The sequence below is a fragment of the Halopiger djelfimassiliensis genome (assembly GCF_000455365.1).
Classification (GTDB): Archaea; Halobacteriota; Halobacteria; order Halobacteriales; family Natrialbaceae; genus Halopiger_B; species Halopiger_B djelfimassiliensis.
On sequence record NZ_HG315688.1, the window covers coordinates 145554 to 166077 of the forward strand.

17 protein-coding genes, 1 tRNA gene and 1 pseudogene are annotated in these 20524 nt (G+C 64.0%); 12 read left to right on the top strand and 7 right to left on the bottom strand.

Annotated features, from left to right (window positions below; translation table 11 throughout):
• Positions 1-75: 75 nt before the first annotated feature.
• The gene (locus TX80_RS18115) at positions 76-2526 is read right to left on the bottom strand and encodes a hypothetical protein (RefSeq protein WP_049924734.1); all 2451 of its coding nucleotides are present in this window, start codon (positions 2524-2526) and stop codon (positions 76-78) included.
• Positions 2527-2882: 356 nt separating this feature from the next.
• On the opposite strand from TX80_RS18115, the gene TX80_RS18120 reads away from it, so the two are divergent.
• Complete coding sequence (locus tag TX80_RS18120; RefSeq protein WP_049924735.1) at positions 2883-3584, top strand: phosphatase PAP2 family protein; 702 nt, start codon at positions 2883-2885, stop codon at positions 3582-3584.
• Between the two features lie 6 nt (positions 3585-3590).
• On the opposite strand, the gene TX80_RS18125 is transcribed toward TX80_RS18120, so the two are convergent.
• Entirely contained in the window at positions 3591-4325 is a 735-nt protein-coding gene (locus tag TX80_RS18125; RefSeq protein WP_049924779.1) for a hypothetical protein, read from the bottom strand.
• A gap of 66 nt (positions 4326-4391) precedes the next feature.
• Between TX80_RS18125 and radB the strand changes: the two are divergent.
• Positions 4392-5141 (top strand): annotated as a pseudogene (gene radB, locus TX80_RS18130) (DNA repair and recombination protein RadB); the annotation flags it as partial.
• 32 nt (positions 5142-5173) lie between these two features.
• Here radB and TX80_RS18135 read toward each other — a convergent pair.
• A complete protein-coding gene (locus TX80_RS18135) occupies positions 5174-6331 on the bottom strand; it encodes a CBS domain-containing protein (protein ID WP_049924738.1) in 1158 nt (385 codons plus the stop codon).
• 117 nt (positions 6332-6448) lie between these two features.
• Between TX80_RS18135 and TX80_RS18140 the strand changes: the two genes are divergently transcribed.
• From TX80_RS18140 to TX80_RS18155, 4 genes are all read left to right on the top strand, one after another.
• Complete coding sequence (locus tag TX80_RS18140) at positions 6449-6754, top strand: lycopene cyclase domain-containing protein (RefSeq protein WP_049924739.1); 306 nt, start codon at positions 6449-6451, stop codon at positions 6752-6754.
• Between the two features lie 86 nt (positions 6755-6840).
• The gene (locus tag TX80_RS18145; RefSeq protein ID WP_049924740.1) at positions 6841-7608 is read left to right on the top strand and encodes a CAP domain-containing protein; all 768 of its coding nucleotides are present in this window, start codon (positions 6841-6843) and stop codon (positions 7606-7608) included.
• 50 nt (positions 7609-7658) lie between these two features.
• Entirely contained in the window at positions 7659-8444 is a 786-nt protein-coding gene (locus TX80_RS18150; RefSeq protein ID WP_049924742.1) for a YihY/virulence factor BrkB family protein, read from the top strand.
• A 136-nt stretch (positions 8445-8580) separates the two neighbouring features.
• Positions 8581-9189: a hypothetical protein gene (locus TX80_RS18155; protein WP_049924743.1), complete on the top strand. Its 609-nt coding sequence runs from the start codon at positions 8581-8583 to the stop codon at positions 9187-9189.
• A gap of 268 nt (positions 9190-9457) precedes the next feature.
• Here TX80_RS18155 and TX80_RS18160 read toward each other — a convergent pair whose 3' ends face one another.
• On the bottom strand, positions 9458-10078 hold the full coding sequence (locus TX80_RS18160; RefSeq protein ID WP_049924744.1) for a DUF6338 family protein: 621 nt from the start codon (positions 10076-10078) through the stop codon (positions 9458-9460).
• Between the two features lie 510 nt (positions 10079-10588).
• Positions 10589-10663: transfer RNA gene (locus TX80_RS18165), tRNA-Val, on the bottom strand.
• 163 nt (positions 10664-10826) lie between these two features.
• Between TX80_RS18165 and trpD the strand changes: the two genes are divergently transcribed.
• The 4 genes from trpD to trpG are packed head-to-tail and all read left to right on the top strand — an operon-like array spanning position 10827 to position 14810.
• A complete protein-coding gene (gene trpD / locus TX80_RS18170) occupies positions 10827-11849 on the top strand; it encodes an anthranilate phosphoribosyltransferase (RefSeq protein WP_049924746.1) in 1023 nt (340 codons plus the stop codon).
• Positions 11846-12496: a phosphoribosylanthranilate isomerase gene (locus tag TX80_RS18175; protein WP_049924747.1), complete on the top strand. Its 651-nt coding sequence runs from the start codon at positions 11846-11848 to the stop codon at positions 12494-12496. The genes trpD and TX80_RS18175 overlap by 4 nt, the downstream gene beginning before the upstream one ends.
• 2 nt (positions 12497-12498) lie before the next feature.
• Positions 12499-14193 (top strand): anthranilate synthase component I, encoded by a 1695-nt coding sequence (trpE, locus tag TX80_RS18180; protein ID WP_049924748.1) that lies wholly within the window; start codon positions 12499-12501, stop codon positions 14191-14193.
• Positions 14190-14810: an anthranilate synthase component II gene (gene trpG, locus TX80_RS18185; RefSeq protein ID WP_049924749.1), complete on the top strand. Its 621-nt coding sequence runs from the start codon at positions 14190-14192 to the stop codon at positions 14808-14810. Before trpE ends, trpG begins: the two co-directional genes overlap by 4 nt.
• A gap of 90 nt (positions 14811-14900) precedes the next feature.
• Here the strand turns inward: trpG and TX80_RS18190 are convergent, their stop codons facing one another.
• A complete protein-coding gene (locus tag TX80_RS18190) occupies positions 14901-16205 on the bottom strand; it encodes an RNA-guided endonuclease TnpB family protein (protein WP_049924750.1) in 1305 nt (434 codons plus the stop codon).
• A 44-nt stretch (positions 16206-16249) separates the two neighbouring features.
• Here TX80_RS18190 and tnpA point away from each other — a divergent pair, with 44 nt between their 5' ends.
• Entirely contained in the window at positions 16250-16648 is a 399-nt protein-coding gene (gene tnpA / locus TX80_RS18195; protein WP_049924751.1) for an IS200/IS605-like element ISHlsp1 family transposase, read from the top strand.
• 61 nt (positions 16649-16709) lie between these two features.
• Here tnpA and TX80_RS18200 read toward each other — a convergent pair whose 3' ends face one another.
• A complete protein-coding gene (locus tag TX80_RS18200) occupies positions 16710-16895 on the bottom strand; it encodes a hypothetical protein (protein WP_049924752.1) in 186 nt (61 codons plus the stop codon).
• A 422-nt stretch (positions 16896-17317) separates the two neighbouring features.
• Between TX80_RS18200 and TX80_RS18205 the strand changes: the two genes are divergently transcribed.
• Positions 17318-20470 carry an adenosylcobalamin-dependent ribonucleoside-diphosphate reductase gene (locus tag TX80_RS18205; RefSeq protein WP_049924753.1) on the top strand — a complete coding sequence of 1051 codons (3153 nt, stop codon included), beginning with the start codon at positions 17318-17320 and terminating at the stop codon, positions 20468-20470.
• The last annotated feature ends 54 nt before the right edge of the window (positions 20471-20524 follow it).

Below are 20524 nucleotides of genomic sequence, written 5' to 3' on the forward strand. Positions count from 1 at the left end.
GGGGTGTGATTCTCCCGGACGGCGGCCGACGGAACCGAGTCCGGCACAATCGACTCGGAACCCCGAACGAAGACGTTACTCGAGTCGGACGCTCTCGCCGCTTTCGACGGCCGCCGTCGAGACGTCGACGCTCCGCCCGTCGACGGTGTATTCGCCGGGGTAGGGGACTCGCGCCGTCACTCGACCGTTCTCGTCGGCCGTGACCTCTCGCTCGTACTGGATCGTCTCCCCCGAGACGGTTACGTCGGTTTCGACCGTTACCGTCTCACCGGGCTCTGCATCCGCCACGATCGTCGCACCGGGGACGACGGCGAACGCCGTCACGTTGTCGTGGAGATAGACCGCCTGATAGTGGGCGAGCGGTTCCCTCCCGTCCCCGCCGGTGCCGAGTTCGTCGTGAAGTCGTGCCCGTGAACTCTCCACCGCGTAGCCGCCACTCGCGTCGGTCATGACGACGTATCCGACGTCGCTTTCGTCGAACGTCGCGTACCAGTCGTCCGGATCCTCGTCCGTCCGGAACTCCTCGAACGTGTTGAACGCGTACGTGTATCGCTCGGCCTCGCCGCTGACGAAATAGTTGTAGAACCGGTTGTCACCCCACTTGCTCAACACGAAGTTCTCGGGATACTCGCGGCCGACGTCCTCGGCGTGTTCGTCGATAGCCGTCGCGGCCTCGAGTTTCGCGTCGTCGTGGGTCGTCTGGGCGCTCAACGACGGGACGAAAATCAGGCTGAGCCCGCAGATCAACAGCCCGATCCAGAGCAGCGCAACGAGTGTTTTTGGGTCGCGCGGAACGACGATACTCGGCTCGTGTTCGCCGCCGTCGGCGACGGTGCCTCGATCCGCCGTGTGTCCGGCCTGCCGGTCACGGGACGACCGGCGTCGAAACGGTTTCGGAACGCGCGCGAGATCGGCCCACGCCAACAGGTAGACGAGTCCCACGCCGCCGAATATCGACAGCGGGACCGCCAACTGTGCGGCAAAGCGGCCCTGAATCGTCGCCAGGGCGAGCCAGAAGACCGCGTAGACGGCGAGCAACAACCATCCCGGTTCGTAGCGTCGAGACGCGACCCAGCACGCCCAGCCAAGCACCAAAAGCGCGACGTAGAACTCGACTCCGAGCTGAATGATCGGCCCGAAAACCACCGCGTCGTCGATGCTGAACAACGACACCGTCTCCGCGATCCCCGTCCTGAGAAACAGGTCACCGGCCCGTTCGGTGAGTCTCGCCCACTCCGCCGGGCGCAACTGACGAACCGCGAGCAACCCGAGGACAGCGAGGCCACCCTCGAGTCCGACCAGTCCGCCGACGGGCCACTCGGTGCGTCGCCACAGTTTCCCGAGCGCGATCACGACGCCAGCGCCGACCGCCACGAGCAGAGGGACGACGGCGACGAACGGCTGGTGCCACCCCCAGCGAACATGCAGGAACGCCGCGAGGAGCCAGCCGCCGGCCAGTCCGACGAGAATCGGGACGTTTGCCAAGACGGGCAGTCCCTCGCGCACGTCGACGGCGACCTTCAATCCGGCGTAGACGGCGACGGGAACGAGTAACAAAACCGACCCGCCCCACGTGTGCATCGACAGCCCGATCGCAATGGCGAGCGCGATCGCCGCCAGCCACGTCCACGGACGTCGGAGATGTCCCCGGACCGTCTCCCGCGGCGTCGACTCGCGTTCCCGTCGCCGGAGGTCGACGGCCAACCAGGCGAGGGTCAAAAGCGTCACGCCGATCCAGAAATACTGGTAGAGCCGATGCTCGAGGAACCCGAGTCCCGTGTAGACGGCGTGGACGGGCGTCAACGCAAAGAGAAGGACCGACGCCACGCCGACGCGAACGTCGTCGGTGACGACGACAGCGAGCCAGTAGATGACGACCCCGAGACAGACCGTGGCGGCGACCGGCAGCCACGCCGCGACCATGTCCGCCGCCCACTGATCGCCGCCGAGGAGTTCGGCGAGGAACCAGTTGCCGGCGTGAGTCAGCGGTCGCGTCTCGGCCGCTCCGTCGGGCATCGCCGTGACCACGCTCCAGTCCGTCGGTCCGTTTGACTCCGCGAGCAGCTGCTCCATCCAGTATCGGTAGTAATACGGGTCGTTCGCCGGAGAGACGACGCGGTCACCGCGAAACACGGCCCGGTAGTTCAGCGCTCGCATGCCAAACAGAACGACGAGTGCGCCGACCACCGCCACGGCCGTGCGGCCGTCGACCGAGATCGGAACCGCCCGTCCGGTTTCCGCTTCTCGGTTCGATCCCCCCTCGAGCGACAGTTCCCTGCCCTCGAGTCCTGCCCGGACGCCCTCGCGGCTCACGATCCGGTATTCGCCGTCGGATTTCGTGACGATCCCGCGGGAAACGAGTTCGCCGAACGTGCCGGAATCGAGCGGGATATCGTCGAACGTCCAGGTTTCGTGTTCGGCATCGACGGCGAGAACCGACTCGAGTGCGAAGTCGCCGTCGTCGTAGTCGTCACGGAAGGCGGCCGCCGCGTCTGCGATCGCAGCGGGGTCCGGTTCGTCGGCCATATACTCTCAGCGGGCGTTTCAGCCGAACGGGTATTGTTTGCAGCCTCCTACACACTCGCCGCGAGGCGTTCAGTTCCCTGTTATCGCGAAACGGTCAACCTAACGGGACGATGGAGAGCGGAGTTCGAGGACAACGCGCATCCAGACGGGGACCGCGACTGTGACCGCCGAAACGGTCTGTTCCGAGTGAGCCGTCGCAGTGACCCGGTGTCCTCGGAGAAACAAAACCCGGAGCCGCGCCCGTCGAGTCCGGATACCCGTGTCCCGACGATCGGTGAAAGAATTAACTTTCAGGCTGGAATACGGGAACCCGAGACGACGACGCCGAACCGTCGCCGCCGTCGTCGGCCCCCGTTATGAATCGCAGTCTCGGGATTACCGAACTGATACGCGCCGCCCTCCCGGAGTGGACCGTGGAACTGTTCGAACTCACCGCGATGCTCGGTGACGAGTTCGTCGTCGGCGGCGTCGTACTGCTGGTCGTCGGCGCGGACGCGTACTGCTCGGTCGAACGCGGCTCCGACCGACTCGTCTCGGACAGGACGGCGTTTATCGGTGCGGTCGTGCTCGGTGGACTCGCGCTCACGCTCGTCCTGAAAACGACGTTCGGGCTTTCCCGGCCGCCGGCGTCGATACAGGCGATTCCCCGCGAGAGCGGCGGCTTTCCCAGCGGGCACACGATGGCGGCGACGGTCCTGTGGACGGCACTGGCCCTGTGGGGCGATCGATGGTCGCTTCGCCGACGGCTTCTCGCCGCGTCGGCTCTGATCGGACTCGTCGGATTCTCACGGCTTGCACTCGGCGTCCACTACCTCGTCGACGTCGTGGCTTCGGTCGGGTTCGGCGTGAGCTATCTCCTCCTCGCGGAACGGGTAACCGACCGCGATCCGTCGAAGGCGTTTACCGGGGCGACGCTGCTCGGCGTTCTGGCGGTCCTCGTGACCGGCGGCACGACAGACGGCTGGCTCGCGTTCGGCGGCTGTCTCGGCGGTGGGGCCGGATGGTGGGCCGTCACACGGTCGGTCGTCCGGGACGGCTGGCGCTCGACGGGCCGATAGCGGGCGTTATTCGTCGCCGTCACGGTGCTCGTCGAGCGCTTCGTCGATCGTCAACTCGCCGGCCGCGACGCGTCGAGCCAGCACTTCGTCGATCGCCCGGTTCGTCTCGCTTCGTTCGCGCGACCGATCCTTGATAACCTGGAGTTCGCCGTCGGTCGGCTCGATCTCACGGGCGTCGACGACGTCGCCCTCGAGGCGGGCGATGTTCACCGCGGCGAGGACGTCGTCCATGCCACGGGTCCCGGTTCCGAGATACGGCGTCGTTCCGGTTTCGTCGACGAGTTCGACCCGTACGTCCTCGAGATCGTTGACGAGTTTCGCGCTCTGGAGCCGGGAGCCGTCGCCGATCCGGACGACCGGATCGGTCGCCTCGCTGACCTCGCGTTGGATCACGTCGACGGCGTCGGCCAGTGGCACCTGAAACGCGGCGACGACCATCTCCCCTGCGAGGACGGCGATCCCGGGTTTCCGACCCGGATCGACCCCGACGATCGTCCGGCCACCGTCGCCCCGGACTGCGGTCAGGGCCTGATCGACTGCGCGTCGAGGATCGTCCGGTTCGGCGACGATCGTGGTGACGTCCTCGAAGTCGTCGGCGTGGCCGTCGTCGGTGACGACGACGGCGGTTCGATCCGGCAGTTCCTCGTCCGGTTCGATAGTCGTGAATCCGGTCCCGCGGTCGCGCAACTCGTTGACGACGCCGTGGTACACCTCGAAGTCCGCCGTGGCGACGACGATCACGCTCGGCGTTTCGTTCCCGGTCCGAATAAACGTGTCCGCCTTCCCTCGAGCCACGATCCCAGCGGGTTTCGGGGACTTTTTGCGCGCCAGTCCCGAACTCGAACCGTGAACGACGAGGCGATCCCGACCGGCTGTGGGCCGGTCGACGAGCTACTGGGAGGGGGGTTCGAGCGCGGGACCGTAACACAGCTGTACGGGCCGCCGGCCGCGGGAAAGACGAATCTCGCGCTGTCGGCCGCGGTCGAGGCGGCCGTCGCCGACGGCACCGTCGTCTACATCGACACCGAAGGCGTCTCGGCCGACCGCTTCGAGCAACTGCTGTCCGCCCGCGTCGGCGACGCCGCGGACGTCGAAGCCGTCGCCTCGCGGATCGTCATCGAGGACGCCCTCGATTTCGAGGAACAGGCCGAGGCCGTCCGCGATGCCGGGGAATTCGCCGAACGAGCTGATCTGATCGTCCTCGACAGTGCGACCGGCTTCTACCGGCTCGAGCGCATCGGCGACAGCGACGAAGGCGACGCGTTGCGACGCGTCACCCGACAGGTGACACACCTCCTCTCGCTGGCTCGCAAACACGATCTGGCGGTCGTGCTCACGAATCAGGTGTTCGCCGACCCCGACTCGGATCGCACGCGCGCGCTCGGCGGAAACACGCTCGAGCACTGGACCGGCGTCGTCCTCCGACTCGAGCGCTTTCGCGGCGGGAACCGACGTGCGACCCTCGAGAAACACCGATCGAAGCCGGCCGGCGAGTCCGCCCAGTTCCGCATCACGGACGAGGGCGTCGAAGGTGGAGAGGGTCGACAGCGACTCTAGAACGGCCCTCGAAAAAACGGGACTCCGAAGGCCTACAGCTCGTTCAGTTTCCGCAGGAGCTGGCCGCGGTACTCCTCGTCGCTCGTGACGCCCTTGAGTTCGAGGACGTTGCGCTCGAGTTTATCCAGCGCGACCCGGAAGGCGTTCTCCGCGCCGTAGCCCTCGCCGGTGCCGGCGACCTGCCCCTTGTTCGTCCGGAGACGGACCTGACAGTGGACCAGCGGCGTCCCCCGGAGCTTCTCTTTGTGCTCCTTGAAGCGGACGTGCGCGTGAACGACCTGCATGTCGGCGTACTTGTCGGCGACGTCCTCGATGCTCTCGACGATCGATTCCCGGGTGATCGTATCGAGCATCGAGATGTTCGTGATCTGGACGTCCATGCGTTCCTCCTCGGTGAACGTCAGCGCACGCAGGACGTCGGTCTTGGTGATGACGCCGATGACGACGCGGTCGTCGTCCTCCGGCGTGACCATCAGGCCGGCGAAATCGTTCTCGAGCATCGTCTCGACGGCGTCCTTGGCGGTCGCGTCGAGCGTCGTCGTCTCCACGGGACTGGTCATGATGTCGTAGACCGGCACGTCGAGCATCCGCTGGGTATCCCCGACCCGGTCGCCGGTCGTCGTCGAATTGCTCTTGCGGATGACGAAGTCGGCGATGTCGTGGGTGGTCACGACGCCCGCGAGGAACCCGTTTTCGTTTACCACCGGCAGCCGGGAGATGCCGTGTTCGCGCAGGTGGTTGATCGCCTTGCCGATCCCCTCATCCTCCTGAATCGTAACCGGATCGGCCGTGTAGATGTCCTCGACGGTGAGCGTATCGAGGTTGTCAAGCACCGCCTCGAGAATGGCGTCGTCGGTGATGACCCCCCAGAGTTCGCCGTTTTCGAAGACCGGCGCGACCTTCTCGTTGCTCTCGACGAGCACGCGTGCGGTCTCCCGGACGTCTTCGTTCCGGGCGACCTTCGGGGCCGGCGAGTTGCGGCTGGGTTTGGTGAGTGCCGCCACCTTCGCGTCGTCCTCAACGTGGGACTGGAGGACTTCCCGCTCGCTGATGACGCCCTCGTACTCCCCATCGTTGGTGACGATGATGCCCTTGGGGTTGCCGTCCTCGAAGGTAGAACGGATCTTCCCCATCCGTGTCCCGACGTCGACCTCGATGTAATCCTGGGTGGCGATATCAGCGATATTCATCCTTCTACCGTGATATACTGGCGCAGGGGTTTTGAAGATACTGCCTGTTCCCACATCCACGCGGCCTTCGTCTGGGCCACGGGAACGCTCTTGGGCCTCACCGGTGAACGGTCCCCCATGCCGCTCGATATCACTGTCCTCGGCCGATACACGTACCTCGCAACCGAACTGTTCTGGGGTGCCGTCGCGGCCCTGTTGCTTCGTCGCGCGAACGCGCTTCGGAAGGCAGCGGTAACGATCCTCGCGCTGTACCCGATCGCCTACGTCTGGGACCGCTACACGCTCGCCGTCGGCGTCTTCGATATCAAACTCCGGACCGGCATCGACGTCGCCGGCATCCCGCTCGAGGAACACCTGTTTATGGCCGTCGTCCCCGGACTCGTCGTCGGAGTCCACGAGACGATTTTCGGCGGACGGGAATAGCCGCCGGTTCGACCGGGACGCGGGACGGTATCAGTTCGTGAGAGCGATCGGGGGCATTTTATTTCATGCCATAGACATTCGACGTAATGGTAGGACGTCGTCCGGAGCACCGACGGGAGTCCCGCGAGCAACGGAATCGGGGCGTCCTTCGCTCGCTGGTTCGGTTGTGCGTCGCCGCCGCCCTCCTGTGCGGCCTCGTTTTCGGGACTATGGTTCTTTCCCCGTACGCGCTCGAGAGCCTCGACGATCTCGGAACCGTCGACGACATCCGCTTCGGGGATCGGCCGTCGCCCAGCTCCGACCCCCCGCCGGCCGGCGAACGCGATCCGGAAGTTACGGACCCCAACGATCCGGGTGAATCGAGCTACGAGACCGACATCGAGGCGGTCTCCTCCGAAACCGTCGAGGACTTCGTCCACGCCGAGGTCAACGACCGACGAGCCGAACACGGCCTCGGCCCCCTCGAGTGGGACGGAACCGTCGGCTCGGTCGCCCGCGCCCACAGCTACGACATGGCCGACCGGGAGTACTTCGGCCACACGAACCCCGACGGCGACGGGCCGTACGACCGGTTTACCGCCGTCGACGATTACTGTCAGGGCTACGGCGAAAACATCGCCCTGACGTGGGTCGACAGGTCCGTCGAAGAACCCGGCGGCAACGGGATCGTCACGTATCGGACGGCCGAGGCCGTCGCTACCGGCCTCGTCAACCAGTGGATGAACTCGACCGATCATCGCGACGCGATCCTCGAGAACCACGACACACCCGGGTGGGACCGTGCCGGCGTCGGCGTCTACATCACCGATGAGGGGCAGGTCTATGCGTCACAGAACTTCTGTCACGAGTGGTGATCGGCCGCGACGACTTGCATATTCTTGGGACTGCCCACCGTAGCCCCGCTATGGACGTCTCGGAGACGCTCGTCGCGATCTATCGGACAGCAAGCGACCGGGACATCACGTTCCTCGCGGCCGGGTTCGCCTACTACGCGTTCGTCTCGTTGATTCCGCTGGTCCTGCTGGCGCTGGTCGTCGGGTCGTTACTCGGCGGCGAAGACGCGGCCGAACGGCTGATACTGGTCGCCGGGGACTTCCTGCCGGAGGCGGGGAAAACGCTGGTCTCCGACGCGCTGACGACCGAATCCGGGCGAGCGGAGGCGACCGTCGTCGCGCTCGCCGTCGCCGCATGGGGCGCACTCAAGGTGTTTCGCGGCCTCAGCCTCGCGTTCGACAGGGTTTACGACGAGGTCACGGAGGAGACGCTGCTCGACCAGATCCGGGACGGACTCACCGTGATCGTCGCGGGGGCGGGAGCGCTCTCTCTGATGCTCGTGATCGGAGCAGTACTCCGAGTTGCCGCGGATATGGTCCCGTTCTCCGGCGTGTTGAGTTGGCTGACGCTACTGGTCGGACTCGTGCTCGTCTTCCTGCCGATCTACTACGTGTTACCGCCCGTTCGGGTCGCTCTCGGGGAGATCCTCCCGGGTGCGGTCTTCGCCGCCGTCGGCTGGACGGTCCTCCAGATCGGGTTTCAGCTATACGCGGCAAACGCCGGTCGCTACCGGGCCTACGGAGCCGTCGGTGCGGTACTTCTGTTCGTCACCTGGCTGTACTTCGCCGGCATCCTCGTGTTGCTCGGCGCAGTGGTCAACGTCGTCCTCTCGAGACCGGCGCTTGCGGCCGACTGAGTCCCCGTAGTCCGCGTCATCGACCGACTCGAGCCGAAGGAATCGGATCTTCGGACATCCCCCCGGTCGGCCGGTTCGTTTCTCGGACGGCCGCGGTGGGGAAAGGTTATGGTCTCGGGACCGACAGCCTCTCACGATGAGCGACGAGCGATCACAGTCTCCGCCCGTCGATGGGAACGGGTCGGCCGACGGCTCCACGGATATCGAGCCGGGCGGCGGTCCCCAGCGCGTCGTCTCCGAGGAGAGCGTCGACGACATCCTCGACTCGCTGGCCGAAACCAAATCCGGGGGCGCAGACGGGGCGACGCCGTCTTCCGACACAGCCGGCGGGACGGCGGCAGGTGCCGGAACGGCCGTCACAACTGCGGCCGACGAGGACGAGACCGAGGGCACGGAAAACGCCGGAGCGCCGGTCGAGACCGAGTCCGCGGACGACGGCACCGCCTCCGACCCGGACCCGGACGCGCTCGCGGCCCGCGTCGAACGCGGCGACGTCACCGGGGCGGACGTCCGAGCGGCCGAAGCCGGCGACGGGCGCGATCCGACGCCCGAAGTCGACGAGATCGACCTCTCGATGGACGACCTCGAGACCACGGAATCCGCGGCCGATCCCGACGGCGTTCCCGACGACGCGGGACCGCTTGCCGGATCGGTCGAGACGGATTCGGAGCCGGACGACTCGAATGCGGACGACGAGGACGAAACGGGACTGCTGGGGCGGATCAAACGGTTCTTCTCGCGGTGACGGGCCAGTCGATTCGTCCGCTTTTACGGTTCGGTTACGGTCAACGATACCGGAACGTCCTGACCGTGCTCGAAAACTCGAGTGGCGTTCGCAACCGATCGCGCGAATAGCGCCGACCGACACGGACGACCCGTATTCGAGCGAGCGCTGCTCGAGGACACTCGGTTCTTTTGCCGTTGAGTGGCGTGCTCGTCGCTTCTCACATGGAGTTGTTAGCTGAGGACGTACCGGACGTCGATCTTCCTGATTGGACCGCTCGGTTATCCATCTACTCCGTTTCAATTACAGCGATCCGTTCGATATCGTCCTCAAAGAGAACGATCGAGTCGGTAACACCGTCTTGAAACGGCTGTTCCGTTTCTTCGTCCACCCAATACACGTCGTCGAGCCACAACTGACGAGGCTTTTCGATCCGACTGTACTCGACTACCCGGCCAATGATACGGGCGTTGCTCGGTGTTTTGACCCGAACCCGTTTCGCGTTATCCATCGCCCCTTCCCATGGTTGGCGTCTATGTCGCTGCACGTCTTGACGGCTCCAGAAACGATCACGGAGCCATCCTCGTGTCTCATAAATCAGTTCTAACGAATAAACAGCGCCGAGTAAAAGCGTAATCACCGCATAAATCAAAACCAGCTGTGGCTGGAACTCCGGATCGAAAAACACGTTCTCGAGTTGGGAAAGCTCCGTTATCGGCCCATAGAGGACCTGATATAGCCAGATGAATATCGCGTTGGTTACCAGACTGGAGATCAAACTAGCGATCAGTATTTTGAAACGCGAGGGGTTCCGCTCGACGACACCGATGCTGATGGCAAGCATCACGGAAACGAACCCCGGTGCGACGAATGCAGCTAATGCACCGATGCTAAGGGAATTAAACGGCATTCGTCACTATTCGTCCGACGATTTCTGATCGGAGTTCCCCGATGACCGGTTTTTTCCTCCTTCTTCGCTGGGAATGTATCCAGCGCCGTCGTCCGGCGACCAGCCACTGGTGGTGACTTCCGATGAATCGTCGGTCGTCTTTTTCTTGGACCCCTGTACTTCGTGAGTTTTCCGTTTACTCTTTGAATATTCGCTAGAAGACGAATCAGACCGGTTTTCGGACGATTCTGAGTCGCTTTTATCACTCATACATTGATGTTCTTCACAGTTACCAAAAATCTTAGCCACTGTCTGCATACTCTCTCCCAAACTCTCTCCCGGAGGTGGTAGTCGTATGTTTTTTCGGGATTTTAGCCAGTTACACTTGTGGCCATAGTAAACTGAACAGTCACGGAAACGCTATCTACGGACGAGTTGGACGCTGAAGCGATCCGTCTCGGACTGTGACTCGTCCGGTTCGAACTGTCGTAACGATCGCCCCGCTTCGCTCGTCGGTTATTCCGTCAGAAATGGGTTGGGGCAGATTTGAACTGCCGGCCTCCTCCATGTCAAGGAGGTGTCATAACCAGACTAGACCACCAACCCGCCTGGCTTCGTTTTCCTCTGCACTCGTTCGTTGCCGGCCACCATAATTGAAGGTTTCGAATCGGCCGCCGTACGCGGTTGACCCACACGGGCACCTCCGACACGCTTAAGTCGATGTACTTATTTGATCATTGTAAGACAACTACGTACATTGGTGATCAGTATGAAGGAGTACGTCGAACGGGTGACCGAGGGTCAAGACCTCACGCAGTCGGATGCTCGAGCCGCTTCGGCGGCGGTTTTCGAGGATGCGACCGATGCACAGATCGGCGCGCTGCTGGCGGGGCTGCGCGCGAAAGGTGAAACGGAGGCGGAGATCGCGGGCTTTGCCGAGGGGATGCGCGAGGCGGCGCGAACGATCACGCCGGACCGGGAGCCACTGGTCGACACCTGCGGAACGGGTGGCGACGACTACGACACGATCAACGTCTCGACGACGAGCGCGATCGTCGCCGCCGGGGCGGGCGTGCCGATCGCCAAACACGGAAACTACTCCGTCTCATCGTCGTCGGGAAGCGCGGACGTCCTCGAGGAGGTCGGCGTCGACGTCGAGGCCGAGCCGCCGGCCGTCGAAGCGGCGATCGAGGACGACGGTATCGGGTTCATGCTCGCGCCGGTGTTTCACCCAGCGATGAAAGCCGTCATCGGCCCCCGAAAGGAACTCGGGATGCGAACGATCTTCAACGTGCTCGGCCCCCTCACGAACCCCGCGGGCGCGGACGCACAGGTCGTCGGCGTCTACGACCCCGATCTCGTTCCCGTGCTCGGCGACTCGCTTGCACGCATGGACGTCGAACGCGCGCTGGTCGTCCACGGTTCCGGGACCGACGAGATCGCGATCCACGGCGAAACGATCGCCGCCGAAGTCGACGGCACGTCGGTCGAGGAGTACACGCTCGAGCCGTCCGATCTGGGCCTCGAGAAGCACGCAATCGACGACATCGCGGGCGGCAGCCCCGCGGAGAACGCGCGCGATCTCCGCGGGATCGTCACCGGCGACGTGACGGGGGCGAAACGCGACGTGATCCTCGCGAACGCGGGCGCTGCGATCTACGTCGCGGGCGAGGCCGACTCGCTCGCGGACGGTGTCGCGGTCGCACGCGAAGCAATCGACGCCGGCGACGCGGCGACGAAGCTCGACCGGCTCCGGTCGGCGGCGGAGCCGAAGCCGGAACGGGGACGATGACGCGGGTAAAGATCTGCGGCGTAACGAACGCGGCCGACCTCGAGACGGCGGCCGACGCCGGGGCCGATGCGGTGGGGATCATCTGTGACGTCTCAGTCGACACGCCTCGCGAGGTAGCGCTCGAGCGGGCCGCTTCCCTCGTGGACGCGGCCCCGCCGTTCGTGACGACCGTTCTCGTGACGATGCCGTCGGACCTCGAGCGCGCGATCGAACTGGTCGAAGCGATCGAACCGGATGCGGTCCAGTTCCACGGCGGTATCCAGCCGGGTGACCTCGCGTACCTGCGTTCGAACGTCGACGCCACGCTGTTGCTCGCGGTCGCGGCCGACGACGTGTCGGCCGCCGAAGCCTACGACGATGTCGTCGACGGGCTCGTCGTCGACACGCCGGACGAGGACGGCGGTGGCGGAACCGGACGAACGCACGACTGGGAGCGGACCCGGCTGGCCGTTGCCGGCCTCGAGTCGCCGTTGATCCTCGCGGGCGGACTCACGCCCGCCAACGTCGCGGATGCGGTCCGGACGGTCGACCCCTTCGCCGTCGACGTCGCAAGCGGCGTGGAGTCGGACGGCGGCGTCAAGGATGCGGCCGCCGTGCGGTCGTTCGTCGAGCGCGCCAAGAACGCCATGCGGAAAGCGGAGCCGTAACCATGTCCGACTCCGAACCCGATCGGTCGGCTGCCGACCCGGCGGCGCTCGACATCGATCGGGAAACGTTCCGCGAGCACGCTGGCGGCCGCGACGACCGGCCGGTCGTCGTCCGTGCGGGCACGACGCTGGACGTCGAGACGACGCCGCTGGCAGCCTACGCCGCCCTCACCGGTCGCACAGCCGCGAGCGATCGGGACCGTTCGACGTACGCGTTCCTGCTCGAGAGCGCCGAGAAGACGGCCTCGAGCGATCCGGACGGCGCGTTCCGGCCCAGCTCGGCCGACGCGGAACGCCATGCCCGGTACTCGTACGTCGGCTACGATCCCGAGGCCGTAATCACCGTCGAGTCCGGCGACGCGGCCGTCGACGCCCTCTCCCCGGACGCCCCGCTCGAGTTCATCGACGCCGATCCCGAAAACGACGGGGACACCATCGACGCCCTCAGGGCGGCTCTGCCGGACGTTCGACTCGCGAACTTCCCCGATCACGACCGGCAACACCTCGAAGGCGGGTTCGTCGGCTTTCTCGCCTACGACGCCGTCTACGATCTCTGGCTCGAGGAGGTCGGCCTCGAGCGGCCGGCGTCCCGGTTTCCGGACGCACAGTTCGTCCTGACGACGAAGACGCTCGCGTTCGACGAACGCGAAGGGACGGTGTCGATCGTCTTCACGCCGATCCTCGGCCCCGACGACGACCCCGACGTCGTCTACGACGAACTCAGTTCGGAGGCCGCTACGGTCGCGGAGACGGTAGCCGAGTCCGGGACTCCAACGACCGGCGGTTTCGTCCGCGAGGACGAGGTGGCTGGCGCGAAAGTCGACTACGAGGAGAGCGTCCGCCGGGCCAAAGAGCGCGTCCTCGACGGCGATATCTATCAGGGCGTCATCTCCCGGACGCGGGAACTGTACGGCGAGATCGATCCGCTCGGGTTCTACGCGGCGATGCGTGAGGTCAACCCGTCGCCGTACATGTATCTGCTCGATCACGACGATCTGACGGTCGTCGGTGCGAGTCCGGAGACGCTGGTCTCCGTGCGCGGGCGCGAAGTACTGTCGAATCCGATCGCAGGGACCTGCGACCGCGGTTCGAGTCCCGTCGAGGATCGCCGGCTGGCCGGCGAAATGCTGGCTGACGAGAAAGAACGCGCCGAACATACGATGCTGGTCGACCTCGCCCGAAACGACGTTCGCCGCGTCTCCGAGGCGGGGTCCGTCCGCGTCGAGGAGTTCATGAACGTCCTGAAGTACAGCCACGTCCAGCACATCGAGTCGACGGTCACGGGCGAACTGGCCGCCGATTCGGACGCGTTCGACGCGACGCGGGCCGCGTTCCCGGCCGGGACGCTCTCGGGAGCCCCGAAGATCCGCGCGATGGAGATCATCGACGCCCTCGAGTCGGAACCGCGCGGACTTTACGGCGGTGGCGTCGGCTACTTCTCCTGGTGTGGCGACGCCGACTTCGCGATCGTGATCCGGACGGCGACGGTCGAGGCCGAAGACGACCGCGACCGGATTACGATCCGCGCCGGCGCGGGGCTGGTCGCCGACAGCGATCCCGAAAACGAGTACGAAGAGACCGAGAAGAAGATGGGCGGCGTGCTCGCGGCGCTCGAGGAGATCACGGAGTCGACCACGGACGCCGATGGCGAACGACACGCGGGCGATCTCGAGCCCGGACCGGAGGTGAGCCGATGAGGGCAACGACTGACGAGAACCAGCACGCGGACCCGCTGACGGTGCTGTTCGTCGACAACTACGATTCGTTCACCTACAACCTCGTAGAGTACGTCAGCCAGCAGGCGGGGACGGAAACCGCGGTCCTGAAAAACACCGCCTCGCTCGCGGACGTGCGGGCCGTCGACCCCGACGCGATCGTTATCAGCCCCGGCCCCGGACATCCGAAAAACGACCGCGACGTCGGCGTCACGCCCGCAGTCCTCCGGGAGATCAGCCCCGACGTGCCGACCCTCGGCGTCTGTCTCGGACTCGAGACAGCCGTCTACGAGTTCGGCGGCACCGTGGGCCGAGCGCCGGAGCCCGTACACGGCAAAGCCTGTACGGTCGAACACGACGGCGAGGGCGTCTTCGAGGGACTCGAGCAGGGGTTCCGCGCCGGGCGATATCACTCGCTGATCGCGACGACGGTTCCCGACTCGCTTGTGGTGTCGGCGACGGCCGACCACGACGGAGAACCGCTCGTGATGGGCGTTCGTCACCGCGAGTACCCCATCGAAGCCGTTCAGTTCCACCCCGAGAGCGTGCTCACGGCGGTCGGCCACGACGTGATCGAGAACTTCCTTGCGATCCCGTAAGCACAGTCCACAGAAACAGCCGGCGAAAACCGCGGTTCCAAAACCCGTAAACAGCCTCGGGCGCGGTGACCCGAGGCTTTTCTAGTTCCCTCAGCCGTGTGCTAGCACTCCCTGCTCGGCAAGCGAGCGGGATGAGGTTGGGCGGCTTACGCGCCCCGACCCGGACAGACGCACCAACCTGACCTGTGGTTGGGTTTCGTGAGTCCGGTAATTCGATTCGTTGCCGTCGAGTTTCGCCGTCTCGCGCCACGCGATGTTCACTGACGCATTCCGATCAGCGTGGTCTTGCACCACGTCACACTCGTCGTTCGGACACCGGAACCGCCGTCCCTGCCGATCCCCACGCTCACCACAGCACGAACACGTCTTCGAGTTGTGGTAGGCGGCCACCGTGTCCGTGGGAATCTCTCGCCACGTCGCCTTGTACGAGACGAACGTCTCGAACTTGTGGAACGGGAGTTTGTGCAACCGGCGGTTCATATACGTCCCATACTTGATTTCGTCGCGAATACCGCTCATATCCTCGAACACGATGACCGGATTTGAAAACTGCTCTGCAAACTCCACGACAGCACGGAAAAGACGATGCAACACCCACTCGGTGAATCGCTGCTCCTTGTCACCGAGTTTCTGGTGGATGCTCGTCTTGCCGTGTTCCTGACAGCGAGTGGTGATCGTGTGGTAGCGTTGGCGTTCCTGTTTGACTCGTCCGTAGTCGAGGACGAGCGTGCCCTTCGTCCGCATCGTCTCGCGGTCGAGAGCAGTGAGAGCGACGTTGCGCTCGTTGATGTCCACGCCAACTACAGTATCAGCGGTATCGGGTTCGGGCACGTCGAACTCGCGTGTGACCGTGACGTGTAGGTAGTACACGCCATCGCGGTACAGGAGTTCGGCCTGCCCAACATCCACCTCATCCGACGTGATGGCGGCTCGGAGTTCGTCCATCGCGTCCGGTTCGCCGCGCAGGTGACCTTTCACCTTCTTGTAGGGTTTCGGGCTGATGCGGAACTGGACGCGGTTCGTGTCGTCGTCCACGGTAAGGCGGTAACCTTCCGTGTGTGCCATCACGAGCGGGTACGCACCAGATTTGTCCGTACTCGGCGGCGTCGGCTTGCCGCCATCAGGGTCATCTTGGTCGCGCCACCAGTCGAGGAGTGACTGATAGGAGTTCCACGTTTGGAGGGCTTTGCCGACGACCGCGCACTTGTTGTTCCGCAAGAAGTCGTCGCGGTCGACCTCCTGCTGTATCTCAGTGCGAGTGTACCCTTGTTGTTTGAGGCGGATGGTTCGGGTGAATATCTCGCGTGATGCGAGGCGGGCGTCGTGAAGCCACGATCGTTCACCAGACGCTATGTGGAGGCGCGTCTGGATCGTCTTCGTGGCTTCTTCACCCATGCTTTAACAATCGTTCCAAACAGTCATAAATTCTAGGATTAGAGATGGAAGAACACCGCAGTCATGCACATTCGGTTGGTTCCTGCAAGTATCATTTCGTATGGTGTCCGAAGTATCGACACCCGGTTCTCGGTGTGGTGGAGGACGACGTTCGAGAGTTGTTTGCGGAGACTGCCGACCACTTCGGACACGAAATTCTGGCGTTGGAAATCGCGGACGACCACGTACACTTGTTCGCCCAGTGCGACCCGAGACACAGTCCGTCGGATATTGCTCGACAGTTCAAGTCGTACTCGGGCAAGCACTTACTGGAACGGTATCCAGAGATTCGAGAATCGTCTTTCTGGGGTGGCGGATTTTGGAAGAGTGGGTACTACGTTGGAACGACGGGTGCAGTGTCTGAGGAAGTTGCTGAACCGTATATCGAGAAGACAGAACACTAGGCCGGGTGTCGGGCTTCACCCTCGACCCCGGTGGGTCGGGGAACTCGCCCTCACAGGTTCTTTAGACTCCCGGGAGCAACTCGAGCATGCCGGTCGCATAAAGCGCCGCCAGAACGACCGCAGCGACGATCCCGACGCGAACAGCGAGTTTGATCGCAATGCGGACTGCGATGATAACGACCGCAAAGGCAGCAAGCGCTGCCAGAGCGAGAAGGATCACCGATCCCGAAGTCAATGGTTCGAACATACACGAACCCCAGCACTGCAAGGACGTAATCTTTCTGGAAGTCCTGACAGACTCGAGTCGGAACTAGTTACGAAGACGAACAGTCGGCCGTATCGGAACGAAAATCGCCGGACGGCGACGGGAATTTCGTCGTCTCTGGCCACTTTCAGTCCGGTCTGAAAATCGTTAAGGCCGTCGGCGCTGTAGGTCCGGATACCACCAATCGCGGCCATCTCGAGGACCGTGATTGTCTCGAACCCGAGAGAGTACAGAGATATCTATACAACTACAGTTGTCCTAATACAAGAAAAGTAGAACAACAACACCCGGTTTTAAGAGGAATGGATGAATACCGAACCTTCGTCACGAACCATGAAATTCAGGATCCAGAACCACGCCAGAATCGCCACCCCGCGACGGGATACTGACGAGGTGAGCCGCGCATGAGCGAGCTCACTGCCGAAGAGTTGACCCTCCCGATCAAGCGCACCGAAGGCGACACGCTCGAGGAGCGCCTGACAGGGAACGCATACCACAACATCCTCCCCGCCCGCTATCTCCGCAAAGACGCGGACGGAGAGCTGATCGAGGATCAGGAGGATCTCTTCGAGCGCGTCGGCAAGAACATCGCGCTCGCGGAGGCCGTCTTCGAGGCGCGAAAGCAGGACGTCGAAATCACGGTCACGCCCGATCAGCTCAAGCCGGACCATCCACGGCGCGACGAACTCGCCGAAGAAGTGTTCGGAGCCGGCACCACCGCGGACGACGACAGCGAGGAACGAAGTTCCGCTGGCTCTGCGGCGGAGCCGCAGAACGCCGAGACGACGCTCTCTATCTACAACGTCAACAAGTTTGCCTACGACACCGTCGTCCCCGAACTCCCCGACGAGATCCGCACACACGTCGAGGACGTCGCCGACGAGTTCCAGAGCATGATGGCGAACCTCGACTTCATGCCGAACTCGCCGACCCTGATGAACGCGGGCGACGAGCTCCAGCAGCTCTCGGCGTGTTTCGTCGACTCCCCCGAGGACGATATCGACGACATCCACCAGACCGCTAAAGAGGCCGCGCAGGTCTTCCAGAGCGGCGGCGGCATGGGCTATGCCTTCTGGCGGCTCCGTCCCTACGGCGACGCGGTCGGCTCGACCGGCGGCATCGCGTCGGGACCGATCACGTTCATGCGCACGTACGACCAGATGTGCGAGACGATCGCCCAGGGCGGCGCTCGACGAGGCGCGCAGATGGGCGTCATGCGCGTCTCGCACCCGGACGTCATCCAGTTCATCCACGCCAAGAACAAGGACGTCTCGCTGGCCGAGACGCTGCGCCTGAACGACCCCGACGACTTCACGCACAACTCCTTCCAGGAAGCCCTCGAAGAGGCTCGCGAGCTCATCGACGACGAGGGACGCGTCCCCAAACACCTCCGCAACGCCGTCGAGGGCCACCTCTCGAATTTCAACATCTCCGTCGGCATCACCGACGACTTCATGGAAGCCCTGCAAACCGGCGAGGAGTTTACCTTCACGAACCCGCGCACGGGCGAACCCCACATCGCCACCGAGGAGACCAAGGAACTGTACGAGATGTTCGGCCTCGGCGAGCACGTCGAGGTCGGCGAAGAGCTGTCGATCCCGGCCGAGGAACTCTGGGACGACATCGTCGAGGGCGCCCACGAGAACGGCGAACCCGGCGTGATCTACCTCGAGCGAGTGAACAAGCAACACTCCTTCGACGTCGAGAAACATCCCGACCACCGGATCCTCGCGACCAACCCCTGTGGCGAACAGCCACTGGAAGAGTACGAGGCCTGTAACCTCGGACACATCAACCTCTCGACGCTCGCGGATCTCGAGGCCCCCGACTGGCGCGTCTGGTACGACGAACACGGCGACGAGTACGACTCGCTCGAGGACGCCGTCGACGCCTTCCTCGCCGAGGCCGTCGACTTCGAGGAGTTCGATCGGCGCATCGAAATGGGCACGCGGTTCCTCGAGAACGTCGTCACGATGAGCGACTTCCCGGTCGAGAAGATCGAGCAGAAGGTCCGGGAGATGCGCAAGATCGGGCTGGGCATCATGGGACTGGCACAGCTGTACATCCAACTGGGCATGGAGTACGGCAGCGAGGCCTCCAACGAGGTCGCCCGCCAGCTGATGACTCACATCAACCACACCTCGAAGTGGACCTCCCACGAACTCGCCGAGGAGCGGGGGAGCTTCGAGGAGTGGGACGACTCCAAGTACGCGAACCCGACCGAGTACCGCGAGTGGTTCGAACACCAGACCGGCCTCGACGCCGACGAGTGGGCGGACGGGTTCCCCATCCGGAATCACAACACGACGACCATCGCGCCGACGGGGACGACATCGATGGTCGGCAACACCACCGGCGGCTGTGAGCCGATCTACAACGTCGCCTACTACAAGAACGTCTCCGACGACGTTCAGGGCGACGAGATGCTCGTCGAGTTCGACGACTACTTCCTGCGCACGCTGGAGGCCAACGACATCGACGTCGACGCGGTGAAAGAAGAGGCTCAGGAACAGATGGCGACCAACCAGTTCAACGGCGTCGAGGGTCTCACGACGGTTCCCGACGCCATCGGCGAACTGTTCGTCACCACCGGCGATCTCTCGGCGAAAGAACACGCCGGCGTACAGGTCGCCTGTCAGGAGGGTGTCGACTCCGCCATCTCGAAGACCGTCAACGCGCCCAACGACTCCACGCTCGAGGACGCCAAGGAGGTATTCGAGTACATCTACGAGCACGGCGGCAAGGGCGTCACCTACTACCGCGACGGCACCCGGAGCAAGCAGGTGCTGACGACGCGTGCGAAAAACACCGACTTCGCCGACGAGACCGAAGCCGCCGAGGCGCTGGTCGACCAGATCGACGAGATCTTCGGCGGTCTCGAGGCGTTCCTCGAGAGCGAGGACGTTCAGGAGGTGCTCGGCGAGGACGTCGCCACGCTCGGCGGCGACCGCGAGCCTGCGACGATCGACTTCACCGAAAAGCGCGACCGACCGGACGCTCTTCAGGGCGTCAGCCAGCGCATCGATACCGGCTACGGCAAGGTCTACGTGACGATCAACGAAGACCCCGAGACCGGCCAGCCGTTCGAGCTGTTCGCGAACATCGGCCACTCCGGTGGCTTCACGAACTCCTTTACCGAGGCGCTGGCGAAGGTTATCTCGACGTCGCTTCGCTCCGGCGTCGACCCCGAAGAGATCGTCGACGAACTCTGTGGAACCCGCTCGCCCAAGATCGCCTGGGACAAGGGCGAACAGATCCAGTCGATCCCGGACGCCATCGGGACCGCGATGCGACGCTATCTCGAGGACGAGATCGACAAGCCGTATCCGAAACAGCAGACGCTCGAGGAATCGGCCGATTCGGACGCCGAAGCCGGGTACGACGGCCCACAGACCGACGGCGGCGCGGCCGCCGCGGAAAGCGCTGAGACGAACGACGCAACGCAGGACCTCATCGACGCCGGCGAGTCGCCGGAGTGTCCCGACTGTGGCTCGCTGTCGCTGTACTACTCCGAAGGCTGCAAGACCTGCGAGTCCTGTGGCTGGAGCGAGTGCTGACCCGTCCCGACGAACGCACGCGTCGAGCCGTCGGAGTTCCCCTCGTACGATATT